Annotated in this window: 18 protein-coding genes; 10 read left to right on the forward strand and 8 right to left on the reverse strand. The window is 71.6% G+C overall.

Annotation, left to right across the window (positions count from 1 at the left end; genetic code table 11):
- Positions 1-1,665 carry a sulfate permease gene (sulP, locus tag AB0L65_RS24255; RefSeq protein WP_364249018.1) on the reverse strand — a complete coding sequence of 555 codons (1,665 nt, stop codon included), beginning with the start codon at positions 1,663-1,665 and terminating at the stop codon, positions 1-3.
- Between the two features lie 73 nt (positions 1,666-1,738).
- On the opposite strand from sulP, the gene ppk2 reads away from it, so the two are divergent.
- Positions 1,739-2,533: a polyphosphate kinase 2 gene (ppk2, locus tag AB0L65_RS24260; protein WP_355195486.1), complete on the forward strand. Its 795-nt coding sequence runs from the start codon at positions 1,739-1,741 to the stop codon at positions 2,531-2,533.
- On the opposite strand, the gene AB0L65_RS24265 is transcribed toward ppk2, so the two are convergent.
- A complete protein-coding gene (locus tag AB0L65_RS24265; protein WP_350737998.1) occupies positions 2,534-3,508 on the reverse strand; it encodes a helix-turn-helix domain-containing protein in 975 nt (324 codons plus the stop codon).
- Between the two features lie 122 nt (positions 3,509-3,630).
- Between AB0L65_RS24265 and AB0L65_RS24270 the strand changes: the two genes are divergently transcribed.
- On the forward strand, positions 3,631-4,437 hold the full coding sequence (locus tag AB0L65_RS24270; RefSeq protein WP_355195490.1) for an ion transporter: 807 nt from the start codon (positions 3,631-3,633) through the stop codon (positions 4,435-4,437).
- A gap of 19 nt (positions 4,438-4,456) precedes the next feature.
- On the opposite strand, the gene AB0L65_RS24275 is transcribed toward AB0L65_RS24270, so the two are convergent.
- Positions 4,457-4,729, reverse strand: a complete 273-nt coding sequence (locus AB0L65_RS24275) for a GlsB/YeaQ/YmgE family stress response membrane protein (protein ID WP_350737993.1) — start codon at positions 4,727-4,729, stop codon at positions 4,457-4,459.
- A gap of 147 nt (positions 4,730-4,876) precedes the next feature.
- Between AB0L65_RS24275 and AB0L65_RS24280 the strand changes: the two genes are divergently transcribed.
- A complete protein-coding gene (locus AB0L65_RS24280) occupies positions 4,877-5,521 on the forward strand; it encodes a DUF305 domain-containing protein (RefSeq protein WP_364249021.1) in 645 nt (214 codons plus the stop codon).
- 242 nt (positions 5,522-5,763) lie between these two features.
- Positions 5,764-6,372 carry an isocitrate lyase/phosphoenolpyruvate mutase family protein gene (locus AB0L65_RS24285; RefSeq protein WP_364249023.1) on the forward strand — a complete coding sequence of 203 codons (609 nt, stop codon included), beginning with the start codon at positions 5,764-5,766 and terminating at the stop codon, positions 6,370-6,372.
- Between the two features lie 36 nt (positions 6,373-6,408).
- Here AB0L65_RS24285 and AB0L65_RS24290 read toward each other — a convergent pair whose 3' ends face one another.
- The 3 genes from AB0L65_RS24290 to AB0L65_RS24300 form a co-directional block, all read right to left on the reverse strand.
- Complete coding sequence (locus AB0L65_RS24290; protein ID WP_364249025.1) at positions 6,409-8,073, reverse strand: VanW family protein; 1,665 nt, start codon at positions 8,071-8,073, stop codon at positions 6,409-6,411.
- Positions 8,074-8,266: 193 nt separating this feature from the next.
- Positions 8,267-9,118 carry a hypothetical protein gene (locus AB0L65_RS24295; protein ID WP_364249027.1) on the reverse strand — a complete coding sequence of 284 codons (852 nt, stop codon included), beginning with the start codon at positions 9,116-9,118 and terminating at the stop codon, positions 8,267-8,269.
- A gap of 134 nt (positions 9,119-9,252) precedes the next feature.
- A complete protein-coding gene (locus tag AB0L65_RS24300; RefSeq protein ID WP_364249029.1) occupies positions 9,253-10,368 on the reverse strand; it encodes a glycosyl hydrolase 53 family protein in 1,116 nt (371 codons plus the stop codon).
- Between the two features lie 269 nt (positions 10,369-10,637).
- Here AB0L65_RS24300 and AB0L65_RS24305 point away from each other — a divergent pair, with 269 nt between their 5' ends.
- The 4 genes from AB0L65_RS24305 to AB0L65_RS24320 are packed head-to-tail and all read left to right on the forward strand — an operon-like array spanning position 10,638 to position 13,787.
- Positions 10,638-11,690: an aromatic ring-hydroxylating dioxygenase subunit alpha gene (locus tag AB0L65_RS24305; RefSeq protein WP_364249031.1), complete on the forward strand. Its 1,053-nt coding sequence runs from the start codon at positions 10,638-10,640 to the stop codon at positions 11,688-11,690.
- A 5-nt stretch (positions 11,691-11,695) separates the two neighbouring features.
- Positions 11,696-12,004, forward strand: a complete 309-nt coding sequence (locus tag AB0L65_RS24310; protein ID WP_364249033.1) for a hypothetical protein — start codon at positions 11,696-11,698, stop codon at positions 12,002-12,004.
- Positions 12,001-12,990, forward strand: coding sequence for a PDR/VanB family oxidoreductase (locus AB0L65_RS24315; RefSeq protein ID WP_364249035.1), 990 nt, complete (start codon positions 12,001-12,003; stop codon positions 12,988-12,990). The genes AB0L65_RS24310 and AB0L65_RS24315 overlap by 4 nt, the downstream gene beginning before the upstream one ends.
- 14 nt (positions 12,991-13,004) lie before the next feature.
- Positions 13,005-13,787: an IclR family transcriptional regulator gene (locus AB0L65_RS24320; RefSeq protein WP_364249037.1), complete on the forward strand. Its 783-nt coding sequence runs from the start codon at positions 13,005-13,007 to the stop codon at positions 13,785-13,787.
- 35 nt (positions 13,788-13,822) lie between these two features.
- Here AB0L65_RS24320 and AB0L65_RS24325 read toward each other — a convergent pair whose 3' ends face one another.
- Positions 13,823-14,677 carry an aldo/keto reductase gene (locus AB0L65_RS24325; RefSeq protein WP_364249039.1) on the reverse strand — a complete coding sequence of 285 codons (855 nt, stop codon included), beginning with the start codon at positions 14,675-14,677 and terminating at the stop codon, positions 13,823-13,825.
- Between the two features lie 45 nt (positions 14,678-14,722).
- A complete protein-coding gene (locus AB0L65_RS24330; RefSeq protein WP_350742927.1) occupies positions 14,723-15,568 on the reverse strand; it encodes a PP2C family protein-serine/threonine phosphatase in 846 nt (281 codons plus the stop codon).
- 251 nt (positions 15,569-15,819) lie between these two features.
- Between AB0L65_RS24330 and AB0L65_RS24335 the strand changes: the two genes are divergently transcribed.
- A complete protein-coding gene (locus tag AB0L65_RS24335) occupies positions 15,820-16,623 on the forward strand; it encodes an SAM-dependent methyltransferase (protein ID WP_364249041.1) in 804 nt (267 codons plus the stop codon).
- 2 nt (positions 16,624-16,625) lie between these two features.
- Positions 16,626-17,114 carry a hypothetical protein gene (locus AB0L65_RS24340; protein WP_364249043.1) on the forward strand — a complete coding sequence of 163 codons (489 nt, stop codon included), beginning with the start codon at positions 16,626-16,628 and terminating at the stop codon, positions 17,112-17,114.
- Positions 17,115-17,144 lie beyond the last annotated feature (30 nt).

The following is a 17,144-nucleotide window of genomic DNA, read 5'->3' on the forward strand; positions in this document are numbered from 1 at the left end:
TCAGGGCGTTTCGCCCTCCCACTGCCGGTAGGCGGCGACCGCGGTCGGGAGCGTGGGGAAGAGCCGCTGCTCGCCGACCGCGGCGGTCAGGCCGTAGGCGTCCAGGTACGTGCGCAGGTCCTGCTTGACCCTGGCCATGGCGAAGACGATGCCGCGCCGCTCCAGCTCCTGGCGCAGGGAGTCGACGGCGTCCAGGGCGGTGATGTCCACCTCGACGTTGGCCTCGGCGTTCAGGACGAACCAGCGGACGGGGGCGTCCTGCTGGTCGACGGCGGCCAGGGCGCGGCGGTGGAAGTCATGGGCGTTGGCGAAGAACAGCGGCGAGTCGTAGCGGTAGATCACCAGGCCGGGTATGGTGCGGGCGGCGGGATAGTCGTCGATGTCGTGCATGCCCGCCAGGCCCGGCACCAGGCCCAGGACGGCGTCATGAGGGCGGGCCACTCGGTGGAGCATCTCGGCGACCGACAGGGCCACGGCGAGCAGGATGCCGTACAGGATGTCGAAGATCAGGACCCCGGCGAAGGCGCCGAGGGCGAGCACGAGCTCGGCGCGGCGGAAGCGGGCCAGCCGCACGAAGTCGGGCAGGGAGACGAGCCGGGTGGCGGCGTACACGACGATCGCGCCGAGGGCGGCGGTGGGGAAGTCGGCCAGCAGCGGCCCGGCGAACATGAGCACGGCTATGACGGCGACCAGGCAGATGAGCGAGTACAGCTGGGTGCGGGCGCCGGCCGCGTCGGCGAGGGCGGCGCGGCTGCCGCTGCTGCTGACCGGGAAGCCGTGCAGCAGGCCCGCGCCCAGGTTGGCCGCGCCCAGCGCGAGGAGCTCCTGGTTGGCGTCGATGTCCTGGTGGTGGCGGGCGGCGAAGGAGCGGGCGGTCAGCATGTTGTCGCTGTAGCCGACGAGGAAGACGCCGACGGCGGGCAGCAGCAGGTTCTCCAGCGGGGGCAGCGAGGGGGCGGGCAGCCCGGCGGGGATCGCGCCGACCACCTTGATGCCCCGCGCCTCCAGGTGGAACACCGCCACGCTCAGCGTGGCCAGCAGCACGGCGAGCAGGGGCGCCGGGGCCGCGGGCAGCCGCCACTGCAGCAGGAACAGGAAGGCGAGCACCGCGGCCGCCATGATGACGGTGCCGGGATGAGCGCGGGGCAGCAGATGGACGAACGACGACACCTGCTCGATGAGGGACTCTCCCGTCACCGGGGCGCCGATGAGCTTGCCGAGCTGGCTCGCGATCATGATGACGGCGACGCCGGCGAGGTAGCCGACCAGGATCGGCCTGGACAGCAGGTCCGCGACGAAGCCCAGCCGCAGCAGCCGGGCGCTCAGGCAGAGCAGCCCGACGATGACGGCCAGCGAGGCGGCCAGGGAGGCGTATCTGACCGGGTCCCCGGCGGCCAGGGGGCCGATGGCGGTGGCGGTCATCAGCGCGGTGGTCGACTCGGGCCCGACCGACAGCTGGCGGGAGGAGCCCAGCAGGACGTACAGGGCCAGCGGGGCCAGGATCGCCCACAGCCCGGCCACCGGCGGCAGCCCGGCCACGGTGGCGTAGGCCATGACCTGGGGGACGAGGTAGGCGGCGACGGTCAGCCCGGCGAGCAGGTCGCCACGCAGCCATGCGCGCCGGTAGGCGGTCAGGGTGACCAGGCCGGGCAGAAAACGGAGCACGCCCGAGGATGGCGCATGATGGCACGCGGGCGCCAGCATCACGCGCCCTGACCGGTGGAGGGAGTCCGAGGGCATGAGTTCTGACGGGTTGCGGCGCAAGCCTTACGAGAAGCGGCTGCTGCAGTTGCAGGGTGAGCTGGTGAAGCTGCAGGAGTGGGTGAAGGCGGAGGGGCAGCGGGTGGTCGTGGTCTTCGAGGGGAGGGACGCGGCGGGCAAAGGGGGCACGATCAAGCGGGTCGCCGAATATCTCAACCCGCGCGTGGCCAGGATCGCGGCGCTGCCCGCGCCCACCGAGCGGGAGCGGACGCAGTGGTACTTCCAGCGGTACGTGGAGCACCTGCCGGCCGCGGGGCAGATCGTGCTGTTCGACCGGAGCTGGTATAACCGGGCCGGGGTGGAGCGGGTCATGGGGTTCTGCACGCAGGAGGAGTACACCCGCTTCCTGCACCAGTGCCCGATCTTCGAGCGGTTGCTGGTGGAGGACGGGATCCTGCTGCGCAAGTACTGGTTCTCGGTGAGCGACGACGAGCAGGAGCGGCGGTTCCGGTCGCGGCTGGAGGATCCGATGCGGCGGTGGAAGCTGTCGGAGATGGACCTGGAGTCGATCACGCGGTGGGAGGAGTACTCGCGGGCCAAGGACGAGATGATGATCCACACGCACATCCCCGAGGCGCCGTGGTACGAGGTGGAGAGCGCGGACAAGCGGCGGGCCAGGATCAACATGATCTCCCACCTGCTGTCCACGATCCCGTACGAGGAGGTGCGGCGGGCGCCCCTGAAGATCCCGCCGCGGCCCGCCCCCAGCGGCTACCGGAGGCTGCCGCGGGTGGAGACGCCGGTCCCGGACGTGACCGGAGACCTCACCTGATCAGGGGCCGGGCTCGCGTCCGACGGCCCTGGAGCGGAACTGCGACGGTGAGACGCCGGCCCACGCCACGAACGCCTGCCGTAAGGACTCGGCGGAGGTGAACCCGCACCGGCGGGCGATGGCCGCGACCGGCTCGCGCGATCCGGCCAGCAGCTGGGAGGCCGCCTCCAGCCGCGCGTCGCGGACCAGCCGCGACGGGGTCCGGCCCACGTGCTCGACGAACAGCCTGCTCAGATGCCGCTCGCTCACCCCGGCGAGCGCGGCCAGCCGGGGCACGCTCAGGTCGCCGGTGAGGTTGCTGATCACGTGGTCGATGACCCGCCGGACCAGGGCCTGGTCGGAGCGCGGCATCCGGTTGAACAGGCTCACCTGCGCCTGGTTGCCGGGGCGCTTCAGGTAGGCGACCATGCCCATGGCCACGCGGCGGGCGAGCTCGGCCCCGTGGTCCTCCTCGATGAAGGCCAGCGTGAGGTCGAGGGCGGCGGTGACCCCGCCCGACGTCGCGACCGCGCCGTCCCGGATGAAGATCGGCGCCGGGTCGACGTCGACCCGCGGGTAGCGAGCGGCGAGCTGCCCCGCGTAGTGCCAGTGCGTGGTGGCCCGGCGGTGGTCGAGCAGCCCGGTGGCGGCCAGCACCGTCGCCCCGGTGCACACCGACGCGACCCGCCGCGACAGCCCGGCCAGCCGCAGGACCTGGCTGACGAACCGGGGGTTGGCGGCGGCGGCCGCGTGTCCCCGCCCGCCGGAGACGACCAGGGTGTCGATCGGGCCGTCCATCCGGTCGATCCGGTGCTGCCCGGACAGCTCGAGCCCGGAGTCGCAGCGCACGGGCCGGCCCATCGGCGTCGCGAACACCACCTCGTACGCCGGGTCGGCGCCCTGCTGGTTGGCGTGGTCGAACCCGGTCGTCACGGACGCCACGTCAACGAGCTCGATGCCGTCGTAACCGATCATGACGATCAGCCGTGCCACCATGGCCACATCGTACGGGTGCGCCGCTCGCCACGGCGATCCCGGACCTCCGGCCCAGCCGGCGCGGGCGCCGCGGCCCACTACGATGATCAATAATTGTGGTCGTCACGTGGGGGCGGTAGAAGTTGTCAGGGCCAGAACGCGTTCGTGCCGTCCTGGAGAGCAAGTTCGTGCAGCGCGGCGTCATCGCCGTGATCGTCATCAATGCGATCACCATCGGATGCGAGACGAGCGCGGACCTGATGGCGCAGGTCGGCGGGCTGCTGCACGCCGTCGACCGGATCGCGCTGGCGATCTTCACGGTCGAGATCGCCGCCCGCCTGTACGCCTACCGCAAGTCGTTCTTCGCCGACCCGTGGAACTGGTTCGACGCCGCCATCGTGGGCATCGCGCTCGTCCCGGCCTCCGGGCCCACGTCGGTGCTGCGGTCGCTGCGCATCCTGCGGGCGCTGCGGCTGGTCTCGGCGGTGCCCAGCATGCGGCGCGTGGTGGGCGCGCTGCTGACTGCCATGCCCGGGATGGCCTCCATCATCGGCCTGCTGGTGCTGATGATCTACATCGCGGCGGTGATCTCCACGAAGCTGTTCGGGGAGCTCGTGCCCGACCGCTTCGCCGACCTGCCGCGCTCGTTGTTCACCCTGTTCCAGATCATGACCGGCGACGACTGGGGCAACGTCGCGCAGGAGGTGATGGAGCACAAGCCGTGGGCGTGGGTCTTCTTCATCGTCTACATCCTGATGTCCACCTTCGTCGCGCTGAACCTGTTCATCGCGGTGGTGGTCAACGCCATGCACGAGACGGAGCCGTCCCCGGCGGAGACCCGCGCGCAGGCGGAGCTGGAAGAGGTGAAGCAGGAGCTGGCGGCGGTCAACGCCAAGCTCGACCAGCTGCTGACGCGCGAGCCCACGCCCGCGGGCGGCAAGGGCCCCTGACGGGGGACGGCTGCCGCCGCTACCTTCGCCGCTTGCCGCCGTAGAGGCCGACCGTCAGCGAGACGCCGAGGGCCGCCAGGGCGACCTGGATGGCGAGCTCGATCCAGTCGACGCCGCCGGTCTCGGCGACGCCCAGAACGGAGGCGATCGCGGTGCCGACGAGCGCCGCGACGACGCCGATCGCGATCGTCAGCCAGATGGGGATGCGCTGCCGCCCCGGGATGACCAGCCGCCCGAGGGCGCCGATCACGATGCCGATGATGAGTCCGGAAATGATGCCGGTGATCGCCATGCTGAACTCCCCGACGCTCGGTGGTCCGTCTGTCCCGCACAACGAACGCGCTCCACGGCCGGTTCCTGACGCTCACAGCACGGTAGCAACGGCCCTTCCCGGGGAACATATGGCCAGGTCAGCCCCGCGTAGACGGCTTGGGCTGACGTGCTGAAATCGGGGGGTTCAGCGGCGATGACCATAAAACCAGCGGCAGTGCACGGCGTCTCACTGGCCACGTCCTTGGCGGTGGGGGCGTTCGCCCTCGCCGCCTGCGGCAGTAGCCCGGCGCGGCGGGACACGACCATGATGTCCCAAGCCGTGCCGGTCGCGACGGCGAGCGCTCAGTCGAAACCCGCTTTCGACGACGCCGACGTGATGTTCGCGCAGATGATGATCGCGCACCACCAGGAAGCCATCGAGATGGCCGAGCTGGCCATGACGCGGGCAACGTACGAGGAGACCAAGGAGCTGGCGGAGAAGATCAAGTCCGGGCAGCAGCCGGAGATCGAGACCCTGCAGGGCTGGCTGAAGGATTGGGGCAAGACCACGCCGATCAGCGAGGCGGGGCATGAGGCGGCGGCCGGCATATCCGACGCGAACATCAAGACACTGCTGGACGCCCGGGGCTCGGCCTTCGACAAGGAGTTCCTCACGATGATGGTCGATCATCACGAGGAGGCGATCGCCATGGCGCGGGTCGAGCGGAAGCACGGGAAGAGTTCGAAGGCGAAGAAGCTGGCCGATCGGATCATGAAGGAGCAGCAGGCCCAGGTGACGCAGATGAAGAAGCTCCTCGCCCGGATTCCATGACGCGAGGGTCTCGACCGGGCGGGAGGTCACGGGGTGACCGGCCTCGCGTCCGGGCGGGGGACGCTGGTCGGGGCGCGCGACGGGGGAGTTGCCCGTCGGTCGCGCCCTGACTGTTCTGAGGTCGCGTGTGCTCTGGTGGGCAGCGGCACGGTCGCGGCTGATGTCCGGATATGGCCGGACCTGAGCCTGCGGCGCGGAAGATCCTTTGGTGTCCGTAGAGCTGCTTCGTCAAGGAGATCCGCATGACGCCGACCACGGTCACGCAGGCCGCCCGGTTCAGAGACCTGCACGAGGGCACGGTCCTCGTGCTCCCCAACGCCTGGGACGCCGCCTCCGCCGCCTTGATCGAGGCCGGAGCGGTCGGCGTCAACCTCGAGGATTCCCCCGGCCTCGACGGCGAGCCGCTGCTGTCACCCGGTGACCAGGCCCGGCGCATCGCCGCGGCGCGGGCGGCGGCCGACGCCGCGGGGGTCGAGCTGTTCGTCAACGCCCGCACCGACGTCTACCTGGCCGGTGCTCCGGGGGACCGGCTCGCCGAGGTCGAGGAGCGGGCGCGGGTCTACGCCGAGGCCGGGGCCGACGGGCTGTTCGTGCCGGGCCTGCTGGACCTGGACGCCATCGCCCGCCTGGCCGGCGGGCCGCTGCCGCTGAACGTGATGGCCGGGCCCGGAGCCCCGCCGGTGGAGCGGCTGGCGGCGGCCGGCGTCGCGCGGGTCAGCGTCGGCTCGGCGATCGCCCAGGCCGCCTACGCGTGCGCCGCGCGGGCGGCCGCCGAACTGCTCGGCGGCGGCACGTACGCGACGCTCGCCGACGGCCTCGACTACGGCGGCCTCAACGCCCTTCTCCGATGAGGACACCGTCCTCGCCCGAGCTCACCGGTCCCGAGGTCACTTCTCGCAGGTGAGGCGGGGTTCGGCGTCGTAGACGGTGTGGAAGCGCTGCTTGCGCAGGACCTTGCCGTCCTTCTTGAAGATGCGCCACACGTCGATGGCGAAGCCCTCCGAGCCGTCCATGGGGATGCACTCGTCCCTTTTCTCGCTGAGGGTCTCGACGGGCTTGACGTTGTAGCGGTCGGAGCTCTGCGACTCGATGTCGTAGCGCTTGGTGCTCCAGAACTGCACGGTGACCGAGGTGCTCGTGTACGAGGTCTTGATCAGGACGCCGTGACGGGAGTCGTTGCGCCAGCGGAAGTCCGGCTGGGGGAAGGAGACCGTGGACTCGCGCCCGGCCGGGTATCGGGAGATGTAGTACTGGTGGGCCCGGTGCTGGACGTCCTGGAAGCCGCCGAAGAAGACGGCGTTGAACATGGTGGTGGCGAACTGGGAGACCCCGCCGCCGACGTCGTTGACGAACCGGTTGTTGAGGATCATCGGCGCCTCGACGAAGCCGCGGGCCTTGTCGCGCTTGCCGACCACGTCGTTGAGGGAGAACGTCTCCCCGGGCTGCACCACGTAGCCGTCCACGATGTCGGCGATGGTGTGGATGTTGGTCACGCGGGGCGCGCAGCACGGGTGCTGCGTGGTGAACGAGCTGACCTGCTCCTTGACGCCGAGCTTGGCCGCCTCGGCCGTGGTCACCCGGGGCTGCCGGGCCGTGGCGGGCAGGTCGACGCGGCGGCTGCCCGCCGCGACGGCCTCGGCGATGGCCGGGCCGAGCGTCTTGATGTCGGCGCCGTGGCCGGCCCGGGAGGGGACGACCTTCGGCTTGCCCTTGACGATCGTGAAGGAGGCGTCCTTGGGCGGTGTGATCAGCAGCGACTTGGCCATGTCCGCGGCGATCTTGCCGGCGTCGTACGACGGGCGCAGGCTGCCCTTGCCGTCGGGGACGAAGCGGAGACCGGCGGCCAGCTGCTCCCTGGACACGGTGGCCTGCTTGCCGCCGCTGGCCAGCGTGAGCGGGGAGGCGACCGCGGTGCGCGCCGTGGCGGAGGCGACCTCCTTGACCTGGGCGGCAGTGAGCGTGGGAGGAGTCACCTGGAGCTTCAGCTCGACGGAACGGCGCCCGGCCGCGAAGGCCGCCCGCACCGCCTGGGCCGCTCCGTCGCGGTCCAGCGCCCGTCCGGGCTTGGGCAGGACCGTGCGCGGCTCCAGCCCCTGGTAGCGGACGCCGCCCTGCACCGGCTTGGTGTCCACGCTCTTGGCCAGGCCGGCGAGCCCGGCGGCCAGCCGCTGCTCGTCCACGATGACCCGGGGCGGGAGCTGCCGGCTGCCGAAGAGGGAGCGGGCGATGCCGGCCGGGGTGGCGGCCCCGGCCATCGCGGCCTCGATGGTGGCCCGGGCGTCGAAGTCGAGCCCCAGCTCGGCGGGCGTGAGCTGGACCCGCTTGCCGCCGGCGACCAGCGTCATCGGCTGCCGTACGCGCTGGGCCAGCTGCCGGTCGAGGTGGGAGCGGGCGGCCTCGGGCGCCAGCCCGCCGATGTCCACGCCGTCCACGCGCGTGCCCGGAGGGACCTTGCCGGAGAGCGCGATGGCGGGCACGGCGTAGCCGAGCACCGCGACCAGGATGACGGCGGCGGTGATGATGAGCACGCGCCGCGAGCGAGGGGCGCTCACGACGGCACCTGAGTGTGCATGAGGCCCGGGTGCGGGCCGCCGGCCGGGAGGGGCCCGGATCCGGTAACTGTGATGTCCATTTGGTCTTGGATACGGCTGGCGACCCGTTCAGAGTTCTCCGCCGACCTGACCTGCGATGATGCCCGGGGGTCGCGCATAGTGACGGAGTGTACTAGCAGATGTAGTAGGCGCGTCACCGCCGGACGACGGGCACCGGCTGGTCACGGCGGGCGGCCTCCGCCCTGACCCGCTTCCGCAGCTCCTTCGCGTGCCGGACGAACGACCAGGTACGGCCCACCGGACCGCCGGCCAGGCTCCAGTCGTTCAGCGCCCGCTCCACCTCGACCTCCAGCAGGTCGCCCGAGCCCGTCGTCGATCCCAGCAGCACGACGTTCTCCTGCCCTCCGGTCCCCGAGGACCGGTGGAACGTCAGGCACACCGGCCCCGGCGAGCCCGTCACCCCGGCGGGCAGCAGCACCTCGAACCCACGCCTGGTGCGGACGACCGAGCGGGCACGCACGGTCATCGGCAGGCCGTCGGCCACCATCGAGACGACGGGGGCGCCGAGCCCCATCGCCCGCGCGGCGTAGGGCCGCCAGTCCACCGGCGGCGCCGACCGGCTCGGCAGCCGGGGCCCCGACGGCGCCAGGTCGGACCGGGGGAAGCTCGTCCCGCCCGGGCAGGTCCAGGTGCGGGGTGCGGAGGAGAGGTCGCCCTCCGGCCACCAGGTGACGCGTTCGGGGGTCACCTCCACGTAGACGCGGGCGAAATACCAGGTCAGCCCCCTGAGCAGGAACAGCGGCGCGTCTGCGAGCCCACTCCCGGCCTTGGTCAGCGCCTCGCGCACGTACCGGTCGGTGTTGGCCTGCAGGTCGGCGTCGCTTACGGCGGCCCGCCCCTGGACGAGCACCACGGGCGGCCGGTCGAGGCCGCTGCCCGCCGGGTCGGAGTACAGCAGCGCCACCCGCGGGTCACGGCGGGCGCGTTCGGCCTTGTCGGGGTAGGTCCCGCCCGCAGGGGCTGTGGTCGTGAAGCCTGTGATCATCGCCTGTCTCCCTTCCGTCCTCCGGAGACAGTGTGCGGAAGGCTTCTCCAGAACGTCTTGGCGCTCACTTGCGGACGTCTTGGACCCCGGCCCGACACCGTCGAGCACGCCGTCGAGCCGGGGAGCGGATCAGGCTAGGGGGTCCACCTGATGCCGGGGTTGACGCCGCCGGTCCAGTTGAAGGTGGCCATGTTGTCCCACTGGTCGCCGGTGCCGTTGATGTTGGCCGGGTCCCAGCCGTTGCCCTGGATGGCGTACCAGGTCGGCTCCCAGTAGAAGACGCCGATCGCCCCGGCGCTGCGGGCGGTGTTCTGGACGGCGGTGAAGTTGCTCGCCTGCCCCGCCCAGGTGGCCGGGTAGCCGGAGCACGGCGCCGAGCCGTTGATCGCGTTCGGCTCGCTGTCGGCGTTGTTCGCGGTGAACGGGTACGCGGTCTCCGCCACGATGACGGGCTTGCCGTAACGGGTCCGCACGTCGTTGATCACGCTGGACAGGGTGGACTGCGAGCCGTGCCACATGCAGTAGTACGACAGGGCGGTGATGTCCCACGGCACGCCCTTGGCGCGGATCCCGTCGTAGAACCAGCGGGCGTTCGCGAGGCTGTCGGCGTCCGCGGTGTGGATGATCACCTGGGTGCCGCTGTTGCACGCCTTGGTCGCGTTGTAACCGGCTTTGAGCAGCAGGCTGAGGTTGGTGAAGTCGTTGTTGATGACCTTGCCGTCGTTCCAGAGCATGCCGACGTTGATCTCGTTGCCGATCTGCACGCTGTCCGGTGTGGTGCCCTGCGCCTTGAGGCTGGTGCAGATGTCGTACGTGTAGTTGTAGACGTCCGTCTGGAGCTGGGCGATGCCGTGACTGGCCCACGCCGCCGGCTTGAACTGCTTGCCCGGGTCGGCCCAGGTGTCCGAATAGTGGAAGTCGATCATCAGGCCGAGCCCCTTGGCCTTGACCGTCCTGGCGTAGGCCAGCACCTTCGCCTTGTTGTTGTAGCCGCTGGCCGGGTTGTTCCAGATGCGCAGCCGGGCGTAGTTGACTCCGGCGCCGATGAGGATGTCCAGCGGGTCGGCGGCCGTGCCGGAGGCGTTGTAGTACTTGGCCCCCAGGTCCAGGCTCCGCTGGAGCGAGGAGATGTCCGCGCCCCGCATGCTCAGCGTGGCGGCCCGGGCGGGCGTCGCCGGCGCGACCGCGATCAGCGCCGCGAGTGTCAGCAGGAGGGTGACCCGGATCCTTCGTAAGTGGTACGTGGTCATGATCGGTCCCGTTGATAGAGCCGAATTCCGGACTGTGTGCACGTTCACGGACCCATGTGGCGACGATTCGCCCGAAAAATGCGCCTTTGAGGGGCGAAATCGGCCTTATGCATACTGTGAACGTTCACAGACTGCTTGAGCATGAGGATAAAGAAGAATCCGGCACTCGGGAAGAGCGAGTTTTCCGGCATCCGGGAATCGTTGTTCCGCGCTCCGGGTGGCCGAGCCACCATCGTTCCCACCGGCAGCCGCACCACGAAGGAGTCGCCGTGTCGAGCATCCCCCGCGATCAGTGGTACGTCGCCGCGTACGGGCGAGAGATCGGCCAGGAGCTGTTCACCCGCACCATATGCGGCGAGTCCATCCTGTTCTGGCGCACCCGCGCCGGCACCGTCACCGCCATGTCCGACCGCTGCGTGCACCGCCGGTTCCCGCTGTCGCAGCCGCCCAGCCGGCTCGTCGAGGACCAGGTGGTCTGCGGCTACCATGGCTTCACCTACGGCGCCGACGGCGGCTGCGTCGCCGTCCCCGGCCAGACCAGAGTGCCGCGTACCGCCCGGCTGAAGAGCTACCCGGTCGTCGAGCTGGACTCCTTCGTCTGGGTCTGGATCGGCGACCCCGCCCGGGCCGACACGGCCCGCATCCCGCGCGCGCCCTGGCTGGACTCGCCCGAGTACACGACGGTGTCGGGGATGGAGCCGCTCCAGGCGCGGTTCGGGCTGCTGGTGGACAACCTCATGGACCTGTCGCACGAGACGTACCTGCACGGCGGGTACATCGGCACCCCCGAGGTGGCCGCCACCCCGATCACCACCACGGTGGACGAGGAGGCCGGGATCGTGCACGTGAGCCGCCACATGGACGACGCCGAATGCCCGCCGTTCTACTCCAAGTCCACCGGGCTGACCGGCCGCATCATGCGCTGGCAGGACATCGAGTACACCCCGCCGTGCCTGTACAAGCTGCACTCCCGCATCGCCCCGCTCGGCGTGCTGCCCGACGCCGACGGCGGCGACCCGGACGCCTTCCACGTCGAGGTCGTGTACGCGATCACGCCGGAGACCGAGCACTCCACGCACGACTTCTGGGCGGTGGCCCGCGACTTCGCCCTGGACGACCAGGGCGTGTCCGACTTCCTGGCCGAACAGAACCGCACGGTGGTGCTGCAGGACGTGGCCGCGCTCGACGTGCTGGAACGGGTGATCGCGACCGAGCCGGCGGGCTACCAGGAGCTGTCGATCAACATCGACACGGGCGGGCTGGCGGCCCGGCGCATGCTGGCCGGACTGGCGGGGCAGGGTGCTCCGGCCCGGCAGGTGTGACGGGCATGGAGCCCGGACGCGTGCCCACCCGGCGGGGGCTGCTCCGCGTGGTGTGGCTGCCGGGGAGCGACCTGCTCCAGGGCACCTGCCACTGCGGCGCCGTACACGTGGCCGACGGGCCCGTCGAGGTCTGGGAATGGCTCCTCGGCCACCCGACCGGCCACAACGCCTCCACGAACCCGCCGCCCCCCGACACCCCCACCGGGGCGGCGCGAACCGACGCTGGGACGGTGCGAACCGACGCCGGGGCGGCGCGAACCGACGCCGGGATGGCGGGGCCGGACGCCCTGTCAGGGGCGGGAGCCGTCCGATGAGCATCGAGCGCGCACCCGGCCCGGACCTCGGCAGTCCGATGAGCGCGGAGCGCAAGCTGGTCGTGCAGGCTCGTGACCCGGTCGCCGACGGGGTCGTCGCCCTCGACCTGCGCGACCCGGCAGGCGCCGAGCTGCCCGCGTGGGAGCCCGGCGCGCACATCGACCTGGTGCTCGGCGGCGACCGCGTCCGCCAGTACTCGCTGTGCGGCGACCCGGCCGACCGCACGACCTGGCGCGTCGCCGTGCTGCGCGAGCCGGACGGCCGGGGCGGCTCGGCGTACGTGCACGAGGACCTCCACCCGGGTACGACGGTCCTCGCCCGAGGCCCGCGCAACCACTTCCCGCTCCACCCGGCGCCCCGCTACCTGTTCGTCGCCGGAGGCATCGGCATCACCCCCATCCTGCCGATGGTGCGGGCCGCCGACGCCGTCGGCGCCCGGTGGCACCTGGCTTACGGCGGCCGTACGGCGGGCTCGATGGCGTTCGCCCGCGACCTCGAAGCCGAGCACGGAGACCGGGTGGAGCTGCGCCCGCAGGACGAGCACGGCCTGCTCGACCTCGACGCCCTCCTGGCGCGGGCCACGCCGGACACCCTCGTGTACTGCTGCGGCCCCGCCCCGCTGCTGGCGGCCGTCGAGAGCCGCTGCGCGGACCGGCCGTCCGGCACGCTGCACATGGAGCGCTTCGAGCCCAAGGAGGCGGCCGACCCCGTACGGACGGAGTCCTTCGAGGTCGAACTGGCCGTCACCGGCGTCACCCTCACCGTGCCCCCGGACCGCTCGATCCTCGACGTCGTGCTGGAGGCCGGCGTGCAGGTCCTATCCTCGTGCCATGAGGGGACGTGCGGCACCTGCGAGACCGCGGTGCTGGCCGGCGCGGTCGACCACCGCGACTCTCTCCTCACCTCCGAGGAGCGGGCGGTGAACGACACCATGTTCGTCTGCGTCTCCCGCGCCGCCTGCCCCAAGCTGGTCCTCGAACTCTGACCAGGGAGCCGCCGATGCAGATCCCAGCCCCCAGGCAAACGGCCGAACGCACCGGCCCGGTCGTGGCCCGCGCGCTGCAGATCCTCGGCGCGTTCACGCCAGACCGGCGCTCGCTCACCCTCAGCGAGCTGTCCCGGCACGCCCGCCTGCCGGTCTCCACGGTGCACCGGCTGGCCGCTGAGCTGCTGGCCTGGGGCGCGCTCGAACGGGATCCGGCCGGGTGCTACCACATCGGCCTGCGGCTGTGGGAGATCGGCTCGCTCGCCCCGCGCGGCCTGGGCCTGCGCGAGGCCGCGCTGCCGTACCTGGAGGACCTGTCCCAGGTCACCCGCGAGAACGTGCAGCTGGCCGTCCGGGAGGGCGCCGAGGTGGTGTTCGTCGAACGGATCGCCGGGAGCAAGGCCGTCCCCGTGCTGACCCGGGTCGGCGGCCGTTTCGCGCTCACGGCCACGGGCGTCGGGCTGGTGCTGCTCGCGTACGCGCCCGCCGAGGTGCAGGAGCAGGTCGTGGCCGGCCCCATGACCCGCTACACCGAACGGACCATGACCACCCCGCGGCAGATCCGCGCCGCGCTCGCCGACACCCGCGCCCGCGGTTACGCCGTCAGCGACCGGCAGGTCACCATGGACGCCCTGTCGGTCGCGGCGCCGATCCACGACGCCCGGGGCGACGTCGTGGCCGCGGTGTCCCTCGTGGTCCACCACGGCAGCACGTCGCCCCACGCGCTCGCCCCGCTCCTGCGCACCAGCGCCCGCGCCATCTCCCGCGCACTGCCGCCGTCCACCCGCGGCTCGTGACGGGCCCGGTCACCCTCGGACCGTGACGGCAGAGGTCAGCCGAGGCGGGCCAGCTCCTCCTCGGTGAGCTCCAGGTCGGCGGCGCCGATGGAGTCGAGGATCGTCTCCGGCCGGCTCGCGCCGGGGATGGGGATGACGACCGGGCTGCGGGCCAGCTCCCAGGCGAGGCAGACCTGCTGGGGGGACACGCCGCGCGCCTCGGCGATCTCGGTGAAGGCGTCCCTCTGGCTCAGCTCCCCGGTACGGCCGATGCCGCCCAGCGGCGACCAGGGCAGGAACGCCAGGCCGAGCTCGGCGCAGACGTCGATCTCGGGCTCGCTGGAGCGGAAGCGCGGAGAATACTCGTTCTGCACGCTCACCAGGCGCTCACCGAGGATGTCGTGGGCGAGCCTGATCTGCTCCGGATCGGCGTTCGAGATGCCGGCCATCTGGATCTTGCCGGCGTCGTGCAGGTCCTTCAGCGCGCCGATGGTCTCCGCGTACGGCACCTTCGGGTCGGGCCGGTGGTGCTGGTAGAGGCCGATGCTCTCCACGCCGAGGGCCTTGAGCGAGCGCTCGCAGGCCTCCTTGAGGTACGACGGGTCGCCGTTCACGGACCAGCCGCCGCCGGCGACGCGGGTGTGGCCGCCCTTGGTCGCGACCAGCACCGTGTCGGCGTCGCCGCCCCAGCGGGCCAGCGCGAGGGCGACCAGGCGCTCGTTGTGGCCGACGTCGTCGTGCGAAGGCGTGTAGGCGTCTGCCGTGTCGATCAGGGTGACACCGGCCTCCAGGGCCGCGAGCAGGGTGCGGATCGACTGGTCCTCGTCGGGCATGTGCCCGGCCACCGACATGGGCATGGCGCCGAGCCCGACGGCCCCGACCTGGCGGTTTCCGATGGTGCGCGTTCGCATGGCGTTGTGCATGGGTCCACCCTGCCTGCTGGAGCGCGCTCCAGGTCAACTTTCGCGCGCCGGCGTCCAGCGCATGGCCAGGAGCAGGGTGTCGTCGCTGTGCAGCACCTCGCGGCGCATCATCCGTACGAGGGTGTCGGTCAGCTCGTCCACCGGCAGGTCCCGGTGCCGGCCCGCCAGCTCGGCCAGCTCGTCCAGCCCCGCGTTGAGGTCGCGCCGGGCCTCCACCAGCCCGTCGGTGTAGAACAGCACCAGCGTGCCGGGCCCCAGCCACCGCTCGGCCACGTGGTCGCTGCCCGGATCCGGGTAGCCGAGGCCGCGCCCCCACGCCTCCAGGTACGTCGCCGGCTCGCCGGGAGCCACGATCAGCGGTGGCGGGTGGCCGCCGGTGGCCACCCGGAGCACTCCGGTACGGGGGTCGAAGCGGGCCACCAGCACGGTGCCGGCCAGATCGGGGTAGACCGGCTGCAGGATGGCCGCGGCGCGCTCCACGACGTTCTCCAGCGGCAGCCCGGCCAGGGAGAGCACGCGGACGGCGTGGATGATGTTGAGCGCGGCGCGGGTGCTGGCCACGCCGTGGCCGGCCGCGTCCACCACGACGACGTGCAGCTCGCCGCCCGGCATGATCACCACGTCGTAGAGGTCGCCGCCGGTCGGAGCGTCGTCCTCGGAGGAGGAGTAGTAGACCGCGAGCCGCGCCTGCTCCACGTGTGGGATCGGCGGGCGCAGGGCGTCCTCCAGCTCGCGGAAGATCGCCCGGTGGGCCCGCCTGAGCCGTACGTCGCGCTCCTCCAGCTCGGCGACCAGGGCCAGCACGTCCTGACGGGCGTCGGCCAGCTCGCCCTCCAGCGTGCGGATCCGCCGCAGCGGCTCATCGGGGACGGACTTCACACCGCCCCCCGCCCACGCCGAGGCTGCTCGACCACCAGCCCCCCTGTCCGTAGCAGTCGCGGGCCAGCTCGCTCACCGCCGTGATCAGCTTAGACCGGGAGGCCGGGCCGAAGCCGCCTTCCGGGGCCGCGGCGCGTACGGCGTGCCGCCGCGGCGAAGCAGACGGCTGGTGACAATGCGGCGATAAGCGCATTTGTCGGGCCGGATCCGCCCTATGATCTTGATGATCGACTCCGTGAGGAAGGGCACCTGTGGGCGAGAAGTCGGATGAGTGGAAGAGCGCGATCGACACGACCAGGCCCAGCATCGCCAGGGCCTATGACGTCGTCCTGCACGGCAAGGACAACTTCGAGGTCGATCGCGCTTTCGTCGCGGAGATCGTCAAGGTCATCCCGGAGATCTACGACGTGGCGGCCTACAACCGCCAGATCCTGGACCGCGGCGTCCGTTTCATGATCGACCAGGGCATCACGCAGTTCATCGACCTCGGCTCGGGGCTGCCGACCGTGGAGAACACCCACCAGGTCGCGCAGCGCGCGAACCCGGAGGCCCGCGTGGTCTACGTCGACAACGACCCGATGGTGCTGGCCCACGGCAGAGCCCTCCTGGCCGAGAACGAGCGCACCGCGGTGGTCACCTCGGACCTGCGCGACCCGGCGGCGATCCTCGGCGACGAGGCCGTCAAGCAGCTCATCGACTTCGATCGGCCGGTCGGCGTGATGCTGGTCGGCATCCTGCACCACCTGCACGACGACGAGGACCCGCAGGGGATCGTCGATGCGTACATGGCCGCCGTCCCGCCCGGCAGCTACCTCTTCATCACCCACTTCTGCGACTCGAGCCAGGAGTCCCGCGACGCGGAGAAGCAGTACCTCGCGCTTCTCGGCACCGGCAGGTTCCGCACCGTCGCGGAGATCACCGGCTTCTTCGAGGGGTTCGAGCTGGTGGAGCCGGGCGTCGTGCCGCTGCCGTTGTGGCGCCCGGAGGCGGACGTCCCCGAGGAGCTGTCCGTGGGCCAGCGCCTCATGTTCGGCGGCATCGCGCGCAAGCCCTGATCGTGCCGTCGCGCCGGGGCACCGAGCTGAGCCGGGCGGCCATGGACCTGGCCCGGCGGCAGGGCGCGGCTCCCGAGCTGATGTACGTGGTGGACCTGCCCGGGTACGAAGTGTCCGAACAGTCGGTCGGCGTGATCAACGACGACGGTTTCGGCGCGGTCTACATCTCGCCCGACGGCAAGCGGGTGGAGCTGCGGATCGACCGCGGGCCGTACGTGCGCACGGGCCCGTGCGAGCGCGACGGCGGCGGCTGGTACGTCGTGCACGGCGGCGACCAGGAGTACGTCGCCGTGCGCAAGGACCACCACATCCGGCTGATCTGCCCGGTCGGCCAGGTGGACCGGCCGGTGCTGAAGCGGGCCGCGCAGGGCGCCCGCCCGGCGACCGGCACGGGCCCGCCCGCTCCCTCGCCACCGGCCCCGGTGGAGCGCGGCGATCTGCCCCCGAACGGCGACGCCGCTCCCATCCGGCGGAGAGGACCCGGCGGCTGAGAGCGGAGGCCAGGATGTCCCGGCCCCCGC

This window comes from Nonomuraea sp. NPDC052116, assembly GCF_040680035.1.
GTDB classification, from domain to species: Bacteria; Actinomycetota; Actinomycetes; order Streptosporangiales; family Streptosporangiaceae; genus Nonomuraea; species Nonomuraea angiospora_A.